The organism is Mycobacterium sp. (assembly GCF_049278535.1).
GTDB lineage: Bacteria > Actinomycetota > Actinomycetes > Mycobacteriales > Mycobacteriaceae > Mycobacterium.
Genome location: NZ_JBAPMI010000025.1, coordinates 13,545 through 28,470, shown reverse-complemented (window position 1 = coordinate 28,470; position 14,926 = coordinate 13,545). Strand labels below are relative to the sequence as shown.

Below are 14,926 nucleotides of genomic sequence, written 5' to 3'. Positions count from 1 at the left end.
TCGCGACGCAACCCGGCGCGGCCGGAGCACCGGTCACGTCCCGGGAAGTGGTATTCGCCTCATTCGTCCGAGCAATTCCCACCGGAGAAATCCTGCCGACCACGCCGTTACCGATTCCCGCGCGGCCGCCGCCGGTTCCACAAGAGGTTCAGCCGGTGCCGGAAGAACCTCCGCCTCCGCAACGCGTGCAACCAGCGCCGCGACACGCGGCGCCCCCACAATCGGAGCCGCCAGCCGAGCCGCCCGCTGCTCCTCCTCCTGAAGCTGGGGGCGGCGCGCCCGGCGGTGACGCTCCGGCAAGCCCGACACCGGACCAACCCGCGCCGCCAGGCCACATCAGGATCGCGCCCTGAGAAGTTGACGTCGGATCGTTGACAATGGGCTCATGACACGGTCATTCGACGAGCTGGTCTCCGAAGCCGACGCGGCACCGGTCGACGGCTGGGACTTCTCCTGGCTCGTCGGCCGCGCCACCGAAGAACGTCCGTCGTGGGGCTACCAACGACTGATGAGCCAGCGGTTGGCACAGGCGTCAGCCGGTCTGGACATCGATACCGGCGGCGGCGAGGTGGTGTCCGGAGCGCAAACCTTCCCACCGACGATGGTCGCCACCGAATCGTGGCCGCCGAACGCGGCGCTGGCCACCAGGTTGCTCCACCCGCGCGGGGTCGTGGTGGTGGCGACGCGAGCCGAGGAACCCTTGCCGTTTGCCGACCAGGCGTTCGACCTGGTGACCAGCCGGCACGCGACGGTGGTGCGCTGGAATGAGATCGCCCGAGTGCTTCGCCCCGGCGGCAGCTACCTGGCGCAGCAGATCGGACCCGCGACGATGTCGGAGCTGTTCGAATACTTCCTCGGACCGCAACCGGACAAATGGGCCGAGCTGCAACCCGACACCCAGACCGCGCAGGCACAAGCCGCCGGTCTGCAGGTCATCCAGATGCGCCTGGAGCGTCTCCGGGCCGAGTTCTTCGATATCGGTGCGGTGATCTACTTCCTGCGGAAGGTGATCTGGACCGTGCCCGACTTCAGCGTCGACCGGTATCGCCAACGGCTGCGCGAACTGCACGAGCACATCGAGACGAACGGCCCGTTCGTAGCGCATTCAACGCGGCTGCTCGTCGAGGCCCGCAAGCCGTAGCAACGGATCGGGCTGCCAGAGCTCCGCGTGGATGCAACGATCAGCGTATGAGCATGGCCACGATGGGTCTGGTCGGCGTGATAGCAGGCGCGTCGAGCGCAGGAATCCTGGGCGTCGTGCGATTGATGGCCGACACCTGGTTCCCATGGCTGGCGTCGAACTCCGAACGCAAACACCAGATGATTGCGAGTCTGCACGCACAACGACACGAGACCGTCCAACACTGGCGAGCCGGCCTGGCGGCCGCACGGGATATCTATCGGCAGTGGGCTGCCGGTCCCCGCGACCACGATCCACCCAACGCCGTCGGCGACGAGTGGTTCGAGGGCCTGCGGCCGCACCTGCCCCCGTCCGGCGAAGCGGCCGCGTTCCGCACCGCTCACGAAATCCACTGCGACAACCCGACTGTCGCATTGCTGTCGCTGGAGATCGGCCGGGTCGAGTGGCAATGGGTCGATGAGGCGAAGAGCTATCCGCGCAAAGCGCGAAATTAGTGTTCGGCCCCAAGCACATCCAGCGCGTGCTGTAGATCCTGCGGATAGGGGCTGACGATCTCCATCTGCCGTCCGTCGCCGGGGTGGGTGAACGACAGCGATCGGGCATGTAACCACTGACGTTCCAGTCCAAGCTTTTTCGCGAGCTTCGGGTTGGCGCCGTAGGTCAGGTCGCCACAGCAGGGATGATGCAGCGCGGCGAAGTGCACCCGAATCTGGTGTGTGCGACCAGTTTCCAGGTGCACATCAAGCAGGCTTGCGGCAACGAAGGCCTCGACGGTGTCGTAGTGGGTCAGGCTGTGCCGGCCATCGGAGGTAACCGCAAATTTCCAGTCGTGCCCCCGGTGGCGTCCGATCGGCGCGTCGATGGTGCCGCTGGACGGGTCCGGGTGTCCTTGCACCAGAGCGTGATACCGCTTGTCGACCGTCCGCTCCCTGAACGCCCGCTTGAGCAGGGTGTACGCCCGCTCGGAGATCGCCACGACCATGACGCCGGAGGTACCGACGTCGAGGCGGTGCACGATCCCCTGCCGCTCGTGCACTCCGGAGGTGGTGATTCGGTAGCCGGCCGCGGCCAGCCCACCGAGCACCGTCGGCCCGGTCCAGCCCACCGACGCGTGCGCGGCAACCCCCGCGGGCTTGTCCACGGCGACGATGTCGTCGTCGGAGTACAGGATCGTCATACCCTCGATCTCGACGGGCGTGTTCTCCAGCGGGGCGGGCGGCTCGGGCAGCCGAACCTGCAGCCACGCCCCCGCGGTCAGATGATCCGACTTGCCGGCCGGCACTCCGTCCAGCTCGACGCCGCCCTCTTCGGCCAGCGCCGCCGCGGCCGTGCGCGACAACCCGAGCAGCCGCGCCACCCCCGCGTCGACGCGCATCCCCGCGAGCCCTTCCGGCACCGGCATTGACCGATCGGTCATCGAGGTTCGTCGACGCCTTCGACAGGCTGGTCCGCCACGTCGTCGGCCTTTCGACGGCCAACGGTGTCGAAGTCGAAGCCGAGCGCAGACAGCATGACAAGAAGAATTGCCCCGCCAACCACCGACGGGTCGGCGACGTTGAATACCGGCCACCAGCCGATCGACAGAAAATCGACCACATGCCCGCGCAGCGGCCCCGGCGAGCGGAAGAAGCGGTCGATCAGGTTTCCCATCGCGCCGCCCAGGATCATTCCGAGGCCGACGGCCCACCACGGCGACACCAATCGGCGACCCATCCAGAAAATCCCGAGCACGACAGCGCTGGCAATCAGCGTCAGCATCCAGGTGTAGCCGGTCGCCATCGAGAACGCAGCCCCGGAATTGCGGACCAATGTCCAGGTCACAGTGTCACCGATGATCGGTACCGGCTGGCCCGGCGTCAGCAGCTTGACCGCGAGCACCTTGGTGACGATGTCCAGGGTCAGCACGACCGCGGCGACCGACAACAGCAGAAGCTGCCGCCTCCGGGGGGCTTGCGGCGTCTCGGTTTCCTCGGCTGTCGTGGCCTCGGTCACCGGCTCAGCCGATCCCGCTGGTTGGTCCGTCACTCCCCCATCATCCACTAGCGCCACGACGGTGACCCCGCCGCGCCCGGCTGCCCGGCGAGTGCGGGATGATCTCAGCGTGAGCCGAGTGACCGTCATCGCCACCGGCGGGACCATCGCCAGCCGCACCGCAGCCGATGGGGTGCGGCGGCCGACGCACGGCGGCGCCGAGTTGGCCGCCGGCCTCGACGTCGACGTCGTCGACGTGATGGCCAAGGACAGTTCGGAGGTGACCCCGTCCGACTGGGATGCGATTGCGGTCGCGGCGCGGTCCGCGGCCGACGGCGGCGCGGTGGGCGTCGTCGTCACGCACGGCACCGACACCCTCGAGGAGACGGCGCTGTGGCTGGATCTGACCTATTCGGGCGCGGTCCCGGTCGTGATCACCGGCGCCATGCGCAGCGCGGACGCGCCGGACGCGGATGGGCCGGTGAATCTGCGCGACGCGGTGTCCGTGGCCTCGGACGCAGGCGCCCGCGAACTCGGTGTACTCGTGTCTTTCGCCGGCCGGATCCTTCGGCCGGCCGGCCTGCACGAGGTGGCGACCGCCGACGCATTCGCCGGCGAGCTGCTCGGCAACGTGAACGGCGGGGTGACGCTGACCCGGTCCAAGACTCGGCCGTTCCTCGGCGAACTGAGTGCGGCGACCGCCCCGCGCGTCGACATCATTGCGGCCTATCCGGGAGCCGACGCGGCGGCGATGAACGCGTGCGTGGCTGCCGGTGCGCGCGGCATCGTGCTGCAGGCACTCGGCTCGGGCAACGCCCCCGCGGCGGTGGTCGACGGAGTGCGGCGGCATTGCCACGACGGTGTCGTGGTCGCGGTGTCGACCCGGGTTACCGGTGGCCGGGTCAGCCCGGGCTATGGACCGGGCCGCGACCTGGTCGACGCTGGGGCAGTGATGGTGCCTGCGCTACCGCCGAGTCAGGCGAGGGTGCTGGTGATGGCCGCGCTGACGGCGCGGCTACCGCTGGGCGACCTCGTCGGCCGCCTGAGCTGATGCGCTCTCGGCCAGGGCGGCGAGATAGTCCGGCCAGTCGAGGCTGTCGATCGGATTCGCCGGGGTGATGTCCTCGGCATCGGCGGCGAACGTCCGCGCCGGGCCCGGCCCTGAACCGCGGGTTTCGAAACGCACGGTGACCACGCCATGGCCGGCGCCCTGCACCCAGCCGTGCCCCAGATCCCGGTGCGTGACGTCATCACCGATTCGCCAGGCGCTGGTGTCGGCCGTCGCCGCCGCGGCGGTGTCGCGCTCGGCGTGCTCGGCGTCGGCTTCCTCATCGGCGTCCGAGATCGTCAACTCCAATTCGGGGAACAACGAATCCTGCCGCACGTTGCTCAGTCCCGAAAAGCCCACGCCCAGTAGGCGAATCGGGCCGATCTGGCGCGGATCGAGCAGTAGCCGCCGGGCCAGCGCGGCCAGCGCGGCGCCATCGGTGGTCGCGTAGGGCAGGGTGGCCGAGCGGGTCAGGGTGCTCATGTCGGATTTCTTTAGCTTGACCGTGACCGTTCGGGCGCCGCGGCCGTCGCGGCAGAGTCGTTGATGCGCGTGCTCGGCGATGGGCGCGATCGCCTCACGTAACTCCTCCAGCGTGGTCAGATCGCTGGCGAAGGTGGATTCGGCGCTGATCTGTTTGGCGACGGCGCGCTCGGCGACTGGGCGGTCGTCGATCCCGCGGGCCAGCCGGTGCAACGCGGGTCCGATCGTGGCCCCCAGGATGTTGGCCACCTCGCCGTCGCTGAGCGCGGCCAACTGTCCGATCGTGTCGATGCCCAGCCGATGCAGCTTCTCCTCGGCGACCGGGCCGATCCCCCACAGCTTGCGTACCGCCAGGCCGCCCAGGAGCCGTTTCTCGTCGGCGCGCCGAATCACTTGAATGCCATCGGGTTTGGCCAGACCGGAGGCGATCTTGGCGCTCTGCTTGCCCGACCCCGCGCCGACCGAGGCGATCAAACCGGTCTCGTCGCGCACCCGTCGCCGTAGGTGCGCACAGAACTGTTCGACCTCGGTCTCGGTAGCGCCGGCGAGTTCCGGCGGCTCGCCGAACGCCTCGTCGAAGGAGAGCTGCTCGACGACGGGCACCACGGCGCGTACGGTGTCGAAAACCCGGCGGCTGGCGACGCTGTACACCGCGCCGCGCGGCGGCAGGACGACCGCCGTCACACCGATCAACCGGCGCGCCTGATGCATCGGCATCGCTGACCGCGCCCCGAACACCCGTGACTCATAACTGGCGCCGGCCACCACGCCGCGCCCGCCCAACCCGCCGACCAGTACCGGCCGGCCTTGCAACGTGGGCCTGGTCAGCTGTTCGACGGACGCGAAGAACGCATCCATGTCGAGGTGCAGCACCCAGCGGGAATCCACAATCACCGATGCTATTGCGCTAACGTCTGCAGATATGGCAATGAACCTGTGCCATCGCATTTTCTGCAGCTCAGACCGCTACTTCAAGTCGGTCGAAGAAAGCCTGCTGCCGTGGGCCCTTGCCGACGTCGACCTCGGCGACAACGTGCTGGAGATCGGGCCCGGCTATGGGGCCAACATCCGGGTGCTGATCGACCGCGCGCCGCATTACACCGCGGTCGAGATCGACCAGGTGATGGCCGAGCGGCTACAGAATGCCTACGGTGACCGCGCCCGGATCATCCGCGGTGACGGAACCGACACCGGCTTGCCGGCCGGCGAATTCAGTTCGGTGGTCTGCTTCACCATGCTGCACCACATCCCGACGGCGGTACTGCAGGATCAGCTATTCGCCGAGGTGTTCCGTGTGCTGCGCCCGGGCGGGGTGTTCGCCGGCAGCGACAGTGCCGCGTCGATCCCATTCCGGGTTCTGCATTTTCGCGATATTTGCAACCCGGTGTCACCCGATGATCTACCGGATCGCCTGCACACAAAAGGGTTTGGCAACGTACACGTCGAGATGGGCCGGGGCAGTCTGCGCTGGCGCGCGGTCAAGCCTTAGCGATCGCCACCCGCACGTCATCGCCGATCTGCACTCCGTCGCTCGGCTCACCGAATTCAAAACTGGTGGCCAGGATTTCCCCGGCGATCAGATCACGATGGGTGCTCGCCCAGTCCGCCCGCTGTGCCGGCACCGACATCACCACGCTGATCCGATCGGAGACATCGAGCCCTGCCGACTTACGCAGCTCCTGCAGTTCGCGGATGCGGTCCTTGGCCCAGCCTTCGGCCTCGAGCTCCGGGGTGACGGTGGCATCGAGCACCACCAACCCGGCCCCGCCCGGCAACGGCGCGGTGTACTCGGGATCGGCGGCGACCAGCCGCGAGCTGTACTCCTCGGGCTGCAGCACCGCCGGACCGGCGGTCAATGTGCCGTCGGCGTTCACGACACCCTCACCCGCTTTGACCGCCTTGATCGCGGCCTGCACGTCCTTGCCCAGCCGGGGCCCGGCAACCCGGGCGTTGACGGTCAGCTCGAAACGGCCGTACCGGGCGATGTCCTCGGTCAGCTCGACCGCCTTGACGTTGAGCTCGTCGGCGATCAGATCGGTGAACGGCTCCAGCCGCTGTGGATTATCCACCGCGACAGTCAGTTTCGGCAGCGGCAGCCGCACCCGCAGTTTTTTGGCTTTACGCAGCGACGACGCCACCGAGCACACTTCGCGCACCTGGTCCATCGCGGCGACCAGTTCGGGGTCCGTGGGCAGCAACTCGGCGGCCGGCCAGTCGGACAGATGCACCGAGCGCTCCGCAGTGATGCCGCGCCAGACGATCTCGGTGGTGATCGGCAGCAGCGGCGCGGCAAGCCTCGAGGCCACTTCGAGCACGGTGTGCAAGGTGTCGATCGCGTTGGGGTCCTCTTCCCAGAACCGCGAACGTGACCGCCGCACATACCAATTCGTCAGTGCCTCGGTGAACAGGCGCAATTGCTCGCACGCCCCCGAGATGTCACAGCCATCCAGCGCGGCGGTCAGATCGTCTCGCAACACCGCCAGCTTGGCCAGGATGTAGCGGTCCAGAACGTGGTGCGAATCGGCACGCCAGGTACCGACTTTCGGCGCGTAGAGGGCCAGGAAGCTGTAGGCGTTCCAGAACGGCAGCAACACCTGGCGCACTCCGTCACGGATGCCCTGCTCGGTCACGATCAGGTTGCCACCGCGCAGAATTGGCGACGCCATCAGAAACCAGCGCATCGCGTCGGAGCCGTCGCGGTCGAACACCTCGCTGACGTCGGGATAGTTGCGCAGCGACTTGCTCATCTTCTGGCCGTCGCTGCCCAGCACGATCCCGTGCGCGACACAGGTTTTGAATGCCGGCCGGTCGAACAGCGCGGTGGCCAGCACGTGCAGCGTGTAGAACCAGCCGCGGGTCTGCCCGATGTATTCGACGATGAAATCACCAGGATAGTGCGTGTCGAACCAGTCGCCGTTTTCGAACGGGTAGTGCACCTGTGCGTACGGCATCGAACCGGAGTCGAACCACACGTCGAACACGTCCGGGATGCGCCGCATCGTCGAATGTCCGCTCGGGTCGTCCGGGTTCGGCCGGGTGAGCTCGTCGATATAGGGCCGGTGCAGATTATCGGGCCGAACTCCGAAGTCGCGCTCCAACTCGTCGAGGCTGCCGTAGACGTCGATTCGCGGATAGGCCGGATCGTCGGATGCCCATACCGGAATAGGCGTGCCCCAATACCGATTTCGTGAAATCGACCAGTCCCGGGCACCCTGCAGCCATTTGCCGAACTGACCGTCCTTGACGTGTTCGGGATACCAGGTGATCCGCTGGTTGAGCTCGACCATGCGGTCGCGGAACTCGGTGACCTTGATGAACCACGACGAAACCGCTCGGTAGATCAGTGGATTGCGGCACCGCCAGCAGTGCGGGTAGGGGTGGTCGTAGGTTTCCTGTCGGATCAGCACCGCACCGTTCGCCGCGGCCGGACCGGTGTGGTTCTTCAAGTCCCGGATGATCTGCGAGTTGGCGTCGAAGACGTGCTGACCCTGATAATCCGGCACGGTGGCGTCGAATCGGCCCTTTGAGTCGACAGGCGTCACCGGCACGATGCCGGATTTGTCGGCGGTGTCCTTGTCGTCCTCGCCGTAGGCCGGTGCCAGGTGCACGATCCCCGTGCCGTCCTCGGTCGTTACGAAGTCGGCGCTGAGCACCTGAAAAGCGTTGGGCGAGTCCATGAAATACGGAAACGGCGGCCGATACCGGGTGCCCACCAGGTCGCTGCCCTGGTAACTGCCCAGCACGTCCGGTTCGTCGCCGAGTTCGCGCGCGTAGGCCGCCAATCGGGCCTCGGCCAGGATGACGCGGTGCTCACCGGCACACACCTGCACGTAGCTGACGTCGGGGTTGACGGCCACCGCCTGGTTCGACGGCAGAGTCCACGGTGTCGTCGTCCACACCAGCAGGTGCGCCCCCGCCAAATCGCCCTCGCCAACGGCGAATCCGACGGTGAGAGCCGGATCTTGCCTGCTCTGGTAGACGTCGTCATCCATCCGCAGCTCGTGATTGGACAACGGGGTCTCGTCACGCCAGCAGTACGGCAGCACCCGGTAACCCTCGTAGGCCAACCCCTTGTCCCACAGCTGCTTGAACGCCCAGATCACCGACTCCATGTAGGGCAGATCCAGCGTCTTGTAATCGTTGTCGAAGTCGACCCAGCGGGCCTGCCGGGTCACATAGGCGCGCCATTCGCCGGTGTAGCGCAACACCGACTCCCGGCAGGCGTCGTTGAACGCGGCGATACCCATCGCGTCGATCTGGGATTTGTCGGTGATGCCCAGCTGCCGCTCGACCTCCAGTTCGGCCGGCAGGCCATGGGTGTCCCAACCGAAGCGGCGCTCCACCTTGCAGCCGCGCATGGTGCGATAGCGCGGGACGATGTCCTTGACGTACCCGGTGAGCAAATGCCCGTAATGCGGCAGGCCGTTGGCGAACGGCGGCCCGTCGTAGAACACGTATTCGGGGGCGTCTGCACGACGGTTGATGCTGGCCCGGAAGGTGTCATCGGCCGCCCAGTAGTCGAGAACGTCGAGCTCCAGCGCCGGCAAGTCGGGTGCACCGCCGGCCGGCTTCGGATAGGTGTTCTCGGTCACGGCGCGTCGTCTCCATGTGCCACTGTCGGGCACGGGGACGACGTCGCGCTGGTGCGCAAGCGCCGCGGTACCACCCCGCTTGCCACGCCGTGGCGTGGCCGCTCGTTATCGGCTATGACGGGCCTAACCGTTCGGGTCTACTGAGCCTGCGGAGTGCGGATGCCGGCTGTTCTTCCGAAGGCTCCCCGGTGATGGCCGGATCGACGCCGTGCAGGCAATTCTACGGCTCGCCCCAAGGCGGACGATCACGGCCCGCTGGCTCACCGGAATCAGCGTCAGCCCTTGAAGTAGACGAGCTGGTATGTCGTGACGAGCAGCGCACCGTCGCGGCTCCACAGCTGCGCGCTCTGATCGAAGAATCCACGGTCGAAGCCGTTGGCGTGCGCGGTTCCCAACACGAAGTCGCCCCCGAGGCCGTCGAGATGCCCGCTATCGGCGTGGAAATACGTCGTCATGGAAATCGTGCCGGACGGCACCACCCCGCGGCGTAGAAAGATTCGCGGAAAGAAGATGTCGGACAACGCGGTCAGTGCCGGAAAGTCGATGGATCGCTGAGTGCGATCGCGCACCCAGAGTGTGGTCGTCGACGACGGGCCGATTTCCACGTTGCCACCGGAGAACGAGCCTTCGGCAAAACGCATGTCGTACATCTGAACCCAGGTCGGCAGGTTCTCCGGCTTGGCATGCGGGATCTCGTCCGGCGGCGGCGCACCGGGCGCCACCGCTTGGGCGTCTGACCAGGTGTCGCGTCGGATCCCGAATACGGCTGTAGCCGTCGTCTTGACCCCACCGTCCTGACTGAGCTCCGCGATCCAATGCTGGTTGGTTCGGTTGGTGCGCGGTGCTCGACGCGAAATCTCGAACTCGCCGTCGGCGATGGGCGCAGCGAAATTGACCGTCAGCGCCACCGGCTCGCCGATCCGGTCGGGATGCGACTCCATGGCGCGCAGCAGGATCGCCGCGGTGATTCCGCCGAAGGGCCCGACCATGTTCGCCCACTCAGAGTGAGTCCTGCCCCGGACGACATCGTCGTCGACGACCTCGAGAACGAGCGCGCGGTCGAACGCGTGCATTTCGGTCATCGATACGACGTCTCCTGAGTTCGACTCTGCCGCAGCCAGGTTCGCGACGGTAGGCAGCAAGGCTAGTAACGGACGTCAGCGTACATCTGGCTCAACAAGCATCAAGACAGCAGGGGCGAGCCTCGCGTAGCCGAACTCAGGCCAGCGCAGCCTTGGCGCCGGCCAGGTTGTCCGCACCAAGCACCAATCGGGTGTTGGTGGCCAGATAGGCGGTTTCGATGTTGACCTTCGCGGCACCGAGTTTGTGGACCACTTCGCCGAGGGCACCGGGACGATCGGTGATATCGAGCACGATGACCTCTTGCTCCTCGACGATCTTGAGCCCGGCGCCCTCCAGCGCCTCGAACGCGGATGTGGCGTCCTGCACGAGAATGTGCACTTCCGCGCGCCCTCCCCCGCTGGTAAGGGCGCACAGACCGGCAATGTTCACACCGGCTCTGCCCAGCACGTCGCCGACGAGGGCCAATTCGCCGGGCTCATCGTCGAGATAAAGCGTCAGATCGGTAGCCATGACGCGCTCCCTTCGCACCAGGTCTGGCCGGATCGTATGTCAACTCGGCACAGCTTTTCTAGACTGCGGCTGTGGCATTCGACCCTGCGTTTGCGCGCGACGTGGCGCTGCCGCTGGCGCAAGCGGCCTACACGGTGATGGGTGGCAACACCGCGACTCTGCCGGCCGGATACAGCCAGACCAGCCTCATCCAGGCGGACGCCGTGGCGCTCACCGCGATGATAAATCCCCATCCCGCCGTCGCCGCGATGACCACCAACACCAACGTCTTCGGGCTGATGGGCCATAACCCGTCTAGTCGCACCGCATTTGTATCCTTTCGCGGCACATCCGACCTCGCAGAGTGGGTCGCCGATATCGACGCGATACCGGACGACTACCGTCCGGTCAGCGGGTTCGGGCAGGTGCACTCCGGCTTTCAGGACGTCTACCAGCTTGTCCGCCACAACATCGCCGCCAATCTGGCCACCGCGACGGCCGGTTGCGATCAGATCCTGATCACCGGCCACAGCCTTGGTGCGGCACTAGCCGTTCTCGCGGCGCCTGACATCGCCCAGAACATGCCACCGAACACGATCGAGCCGCGGCTGATCACGTTCGCCGGGCCCCGGGTCGGAGTGAGCGATTTCGCCGAGAAGTTCAACGCTGCAATCGAAAGCTGTTACCGCGTAGTGAACTTTCTCGACATTGTGCCCTTGCTGCCGCCCTCGCCATACGTCCACGTTGGTGCGCAAATCAGCGTCGACAGTGGCGGCCAAGTCCAGCTCGGCTGGCGGCATAGCCTTACGGCTTATCAGCAGGGACTGTCGGCTTTGATTACCGCTCAGCAGTAATGAAACGCTCCCGGGTGTCACAACGTAGCCACGGGAGCGCTTTTCAGGCGCCAACCTCCAGTACACCCGCACGCCACAACGCGGCGTAGAGCTGCCGCAGCGGAACGCAGAGCAACCGTGCAGCTCCCGCGACCAACGGGTCGGAGTCCACCAGCAGTGGGTCACGGCGTTTGGAGGCCTTCGGCGTCGGCACAGCCGTCGGCGCCGGGTCAGGCACCACCCTGAGCCGGGGTGCGGACGTCGCCGCTACTTCGTCGTACAGAACAGCGGTCATGATCGCCTCCTACGCAGAAAGTCAAACGGGCACAACGGGATTCGATGTCCGTCCGAAACGGCGTCGAGCAGATCTGGTACAGACCGCTCTTCGGGAGAGGCGACGTGCTGATCAGAGCCGAGAAAGCTCAGCTGAAAGCGACGCGCCGCAGGCCGGTTCGGGACGAAACGGAGCCCGGATATCGATCCGGACTATCACTGGAACTCATGCGTCCCTCACCTCCTCGCGGTCGCAGCACGTGCGGATAACCGCACAATTGGCACGCAAGCAGGAATACAGAACCCGACAATCTCGGGAAACCGCACCCCACTCGTCAGAGTTTCGGCACTACACGCCGTATCCGGAAAATCCGGAAGCCACTTGGGCTCAACCCTTAAGCCGGGAGGAGCTGTCCTGACCCTGGGCGTCTCTCGACGTTCGGGGTCAGTGGCCTGTATCCGTGTAGACGCCTCACCTAACGAGGTGCTTACCCCGTCGATAATGCACGAACATCCCGCCCCGGTCAATTCGCCACACCGATGGCGCTGACCAGCCGTTATGGTTCTGTTACCCCGGTCAGGGGTCTATTCTGGCCGGAGCCCCTTCATCACCAGCGAGACGACGAAGTCCGCGGCCGCTGCCGCTGTCATGCCGTCGTCGGTGGTCAGCCGACGGTGCACAATCTGTCCAATCAGCACGGTCAGGGTGTAAGCCACCAACCGGGACGGTGCAGCCACCATGTCGCCCCGTTTCTGCGCAGCGACAACGAGAGTTTCGATGTCGTCGATGTAGCGCTCATAGACGCCGCTGAGTCGCTCGTTGAATCGGTTGTTCTTTGTGTAGGCGTCGCGAAACAGCAACTTCGAGGCGGCACGGTCGGCGTCGAAGTACTCAAGCATCGCCCGCAGTGTGGCACGGAACGGCACCTCCGCGTATCCGAAGCTCGAGCCGCTTGCGGCCAGAGCGACCGCGACGTGCGTGCGCAGGGCGTACTCCTGCGCGGCGATCAATGCCACGAACAAGGCGTCCTTTGAATCGAAGCACTGGTAGACCGCGTCGAACGGCAGATCAGCTTCTTTGGCGACATCGGCGATCGTCGTGGCATCAAACCCGTTGCGCGCGAACACGGTTTTGGCCGCCGCGATGATCTCGTCACGTCGTGCCTCGCTGACCGCAGGCCGGGCCGGCCGGGGTCCATTAGCTGTCACCGCTCGACCGTCGATCCCTTGCGCGGCCGCAGGCCGTTACCGATGAACTCGACGACGAAATCGGCGACGTCGGCCGCGGTGACACCGTCGTCGGTGATCAGCCGACGGTGAGCCAGCTGACCGATCAGCGCCGCTAAGGAGTAAGCCACCATCCGCGGCGGGGCGCTGATCACCTTGCCGCGCTGTTGGGCAACGGCCATGTACTGGTCGATGTCGTCGATGAACCGCTCGTAGATGTTGTTGAGGTGAGTTTCGAACCGTTCGCCAAGGGCGTAGGCGTCGCGCAGCAACAGCTTGGCAGTTGCCTTGTCTTTTTCGAAGAATTCGAATGTCGCCTGCACCGCGGCCCGCAGCGGCGCCCAGCTCGTATCGGATCGCTGTCCGGCGGCGGCCAGCGCCACTGCTACGTGGGTGCGTAGCGCATACCCCTCGGCGGACATCAGTTCGTAGAACAGATCGTCCTTCGAATCGAAATACTGGTAGATCGAGCCGTACGCCAAATTCGCCTCTTTGGCAACGTCGGCGATCGTTGTCGAGTGAAAACCGTTGCTCGCGAACACTTTTTTGGCCGCAGCCATAATCTCGTCGCGTCGCCGCAGCTTATCGTCGTCGCTGACCGCCGGCCGCCGCCGCGTCCGCGTCTCACCGCTCACCGGTCCACCAACTCCTCGAGTCGCCCGACGGCGTCTATGAACTCAGAGACCATGTCCAACACCACCGACGCGGTCGGCGTCACCTTGTTCAGCGAGCCCACGACTTGACCGACGAAGTAGGTGGCCAGTTCGCGGGCTTTGGCGTCAGGCTGGGCGGCGGCCCGGTTGATGCGGACCTGGGGGTCACCGATCAATGCGCTCTGCAACGGCATGCCGAGCGGATCGGGGCTGTCGGCGCGCTCCCACTCATCGGTCCAAGCGGTGCGCAGCATGCGCGCGGGCTTGCCGGTCAACGACCGCGATCGCACGGTGTCCGATGAGCTGGCGGCCAGGAATTTCTCCTTGACGACAGGCATCGTTTCGGCCTCCTCGGTGGTCAGCCAGACCGAGCCGCACCAGACACCCTCGGCGCCCAACGCCAGCGCCGCGGCGATCTGGCGGCCGCGGGCAATGCCGCCCGCGGCCAGCACCGGCACTGGGGCCACCGCGTCGACGACCTCGGGGACCAGCACCATCGTCGAGACCTGACCGGTGTGGCCACCGGCTTCGGTGCCCTGCGCGACGATCAGATCGACGCCGGCTGCGGCGTGCCGCCGCGCGTGCTCGGTGGTTCCAGCCAGCGCGGCGACCAACACGTCGCGGTCGTGAGCGCGGGTGACCAGGTCTGGCGGCGGTGGCCCCAGCGCGCTGGCGATCAGCCGCATGCGGTGGTCGAACGCCACGTCGAGCAGCGGCTGGTAGCCCTTGGGCGAGATGTTCAAGTCAGCGGGCGGCAGCCGCTCCTCGTCGGTGGGAGCCGAGATCCCGTAGCGGCCCAACAAGTCGTCGACAAACGCACGGTGTTCTTCGGGGAGCAGTTCGCGGGCCCGCGTGGCGTCGATCCCGCCCTGCTCAGCACCGACGTATTTGGGCGGCAAGAGCAGGTCGACGCCGTACGGCTTGCCGCCGGTCTGCTCCTCGATCCAGGTCAATTCGGTGTCCAGGCGCTGCGGGCTGTGCGCAACCGCGCCCAGGACACCGAACCCGCCGGCGTTGGATACCGCAGCCACCACGTCGCGGCAATGGCTGAACGCACAGATCGGGAATTCCACGCCGAGCATGTCGGCCACCCGTGTTCGCATTGTCGGAACCTATGGACTAATGATTGACGT

At 66.2% G+C, this 14,926-nt stretch carries 15 protein-coding genes and 1 riboswitch; of the genes, 5 read left to right on the top strand and 10 right to left on the bottom strand.

The genetic code is table 11. The features are described from left to right. Positions 1–385 precede the first annotated feature (385 nt). The gene (locus WAO18_RS01360) at positions 386–1,141 is read left to right on the top strand and encodes a class I SAM-dependent methyltransferase (protein WP_422203241.1); all 756 of its coding nucleotides are present in this window, start codon (positions 386–388) and stop codon (positions 1,139–1,141) included. A 53-nt stretch (positions 1,142–1,194) separates the two neighbouring features. Beyond that, positions 1,195–1,635, top strand: a complete 441-nt coding sequence (locus WAO18_RS01355; RefSeq protein ID WP_422203240.1) for a hypothetical protein — start codon at positions 1,195–1,197, stop codon at positions 1,633–1,635. Here the strand turns inward: WAO18_RS01355 and WAO18_RS01350 are convergent. Together WAO18_RS01350 and lspA are read right to left on the bottom strand one after the other, a co-directional pair. Next, positions 1,632–2,558, bottom strand: a complete 927-nt coding sequence (locus WAO18_RS01350) for an RluA family pseudouridine synthase (RefSeq protein WP_422203238.1) — start codon at positions 2,556–2,558, stop codon at positions 1,632–1,634. The genes WAO18_RS01355 and WAO18_RS01350 overlap by 4 nt on opposite strands. Next, entirely contained in the window at positions 2,555–3,166 is a 612-nt protein-coding gene (lspA, locus tag WAO18_RS01345; protein ID WP_422203236.1) for a signal peptidase II, read from the bottom strand. The genes WAO18_RS01350 and lspA overlap by 4 nt, the downstream gene beginning before the upstream one ends. A gap of 76 nt (positions 3,167–3,242) precedes the next feature. On the opposite strand from lspA, the gene WAO18_RS01340 reads away from it, so the two are divergent. Beyond that, the gene (locus tag WAO18_RS01340) at positions 3,243–4,163 is read left to right on the top strand and encodes an asparaginase (RefSeq protein WP_422203234.1); all 921 of its coding nucleotides are present in this window, start codon (positions 3,243–3,245) and stop codon (positions 4,161–4,163) included. Here the strand turns inward: WAO18_RS01340 and WAO18_RS01335 are convergent. Next, entirely contained in the window at positions 4,128–5,516 is a 1,389-nt protein-coding gene (locus WAO18_RS01335; RefSeq protein ID WP_422203243.1) for a DNA polymerase IV, read from the bottom strand. The genes WAO18_RS01340 and WAO18_RS01335 overlap by 36 nt on opposite strands. A 49-nt stretch (positions 5,517–5,565) precedes the next feature. Between WAO18_RS01335 and WAO18_RS01330 the strand changes: the two genes are divergently transcribed. Then, the gene (locus WAO18_RS01330; protein ID WP_422203232.1) at positions 5,566–6,132 is read left to right on the top strand and encodes a methyltransferase domain-containing protein; all 567 of its coding nucleotides are present in this window, start codon (positions 5,566–5,568) and stop codon (positions 6,130–6,132) included. On the opposite strand, the gene ileS is transcribed toward WAO18_RS01330, so the two are convergent. From ileS to WAO18_RS01315, 3 genes are all read right to left on the bottom strand, one after another. Further along, the gene (gene ileS, locus WAO18_RS01325; RefSeq protein ID WP_422203230.1) at positions 6,122–9,235 is read right to left on the bottom strand and encodes an isoleucine--tRNA ligase; all 3,114 of its coding nucleotides are present in this window, start codon (positions 9,233–9,235) and stop codon (positions 6,122–6,124) included. The genes WAO18_RS01330 and ileS overlap by 11 nt on opposite strands. A 275-nt stretch (positions 9,236–9,510) precedes the next feature. Next, positions 9,511–10,317 (bottom strand): acyl-CoA thioesterase, encoded by an 807-nt coding sequence (locus tag WAO18_RS01320; protein WP_422203228.1) that lies wholly within the window; start codon positions 10,315–10,317, stop codon positions 9,511–9,513. A 136-nt stretch (positions 10,318–10,453) separates the two neighbouring features. Further along, complete coding sequence (locus tag WAO18_RS01315; protein WP_422203227.1) at positions 10,454–10,828, bottom strand: amino acid-binding protein; 375 nt, start codon at positions 10,826–10,828, stop codon at positions 10,454–10,456. 71 nt (positions 10,829–10,899) lie between these two features. Here WAO18_RS01315 and WAO18_RS01310 point away from each other — a divergent pair, with 71 nt between their 5' ends. Next, positions 10,900–11,661, top strand: coding sequence for a lipase family protein (locus tag WAO18_RS01310; protein WP_422203225.1), 762 nt, complete (start codon positions 10,900–10,902; stop codon positions 11,659–11,661). A 43-nt stretch (positions 11,662–11,704) separates the two neighbouring features. Here the strand turns inward: WAO18_RS01310 and WAO18_RS01305 are convergent, their stop codons facing one another. From WAO18_RS01305 to WAO18_RS01290, 4 genes are all read right to left on the bottom strand, one after another. Beyond that, complete coding sequence (locus tag WAO18_RS01305) at positions 11,705–11,935, bottom strand: Rv1535 family protein (RefSeq protein WP_422203223.1); 231 nt, start codon at positions 11,933–11,935, stop codon at positions 11,705–11,707. Between the two features lie 298 nt (positions 11,936–12,233). Next, positions 12,234–12,404: riboswitch (M-box (ykoK) riboswitch) on the bottom strand. Between the two features lie 94 nt (positions 12,405–12,498). Continuing rightward, entirely contained in the window at positions 12,499–13,122 is a 624-nt protein-coding gene (locus tag WAO18_RS01300) for a TetR/AcrR family transcriptional regulator (protein ID WP_422203221.1), read from the bottom strand. Then, positions 13,119–13,775: a TetR/AcrR family transcriptional regulator gene (locus WAO18_RS01295; RefSeq protein ID WP_422203219.1), complete on the bottom strand. Its 657-nt coding sequence runs from the start codon at positions 13,773–13,775 to the stop codon at positions 13,119–13,121. Before WAO18_RS01295 ends, WAO18_RS01300 begins: the two co-directional genes overlap by 4 nt. Further along, positions 13,772–14,896, bottom strand: coding sequence for an NAD(P)H-dependent flavin oxidoreductase (locus WAO18_RS01290; RefSeq protein WP_422203218.1), 1,125 nt, complete (start codon positions 14,894–14,896; stop codon positions 13,772–13,774). Before WAO18_RS01290 ends, WAO18_RS01295 begins: the two co-directional genes overlap by 4 nt. Between the last annotated feature and the right edge of the window lie 30 nt (positions 14,897–14,926).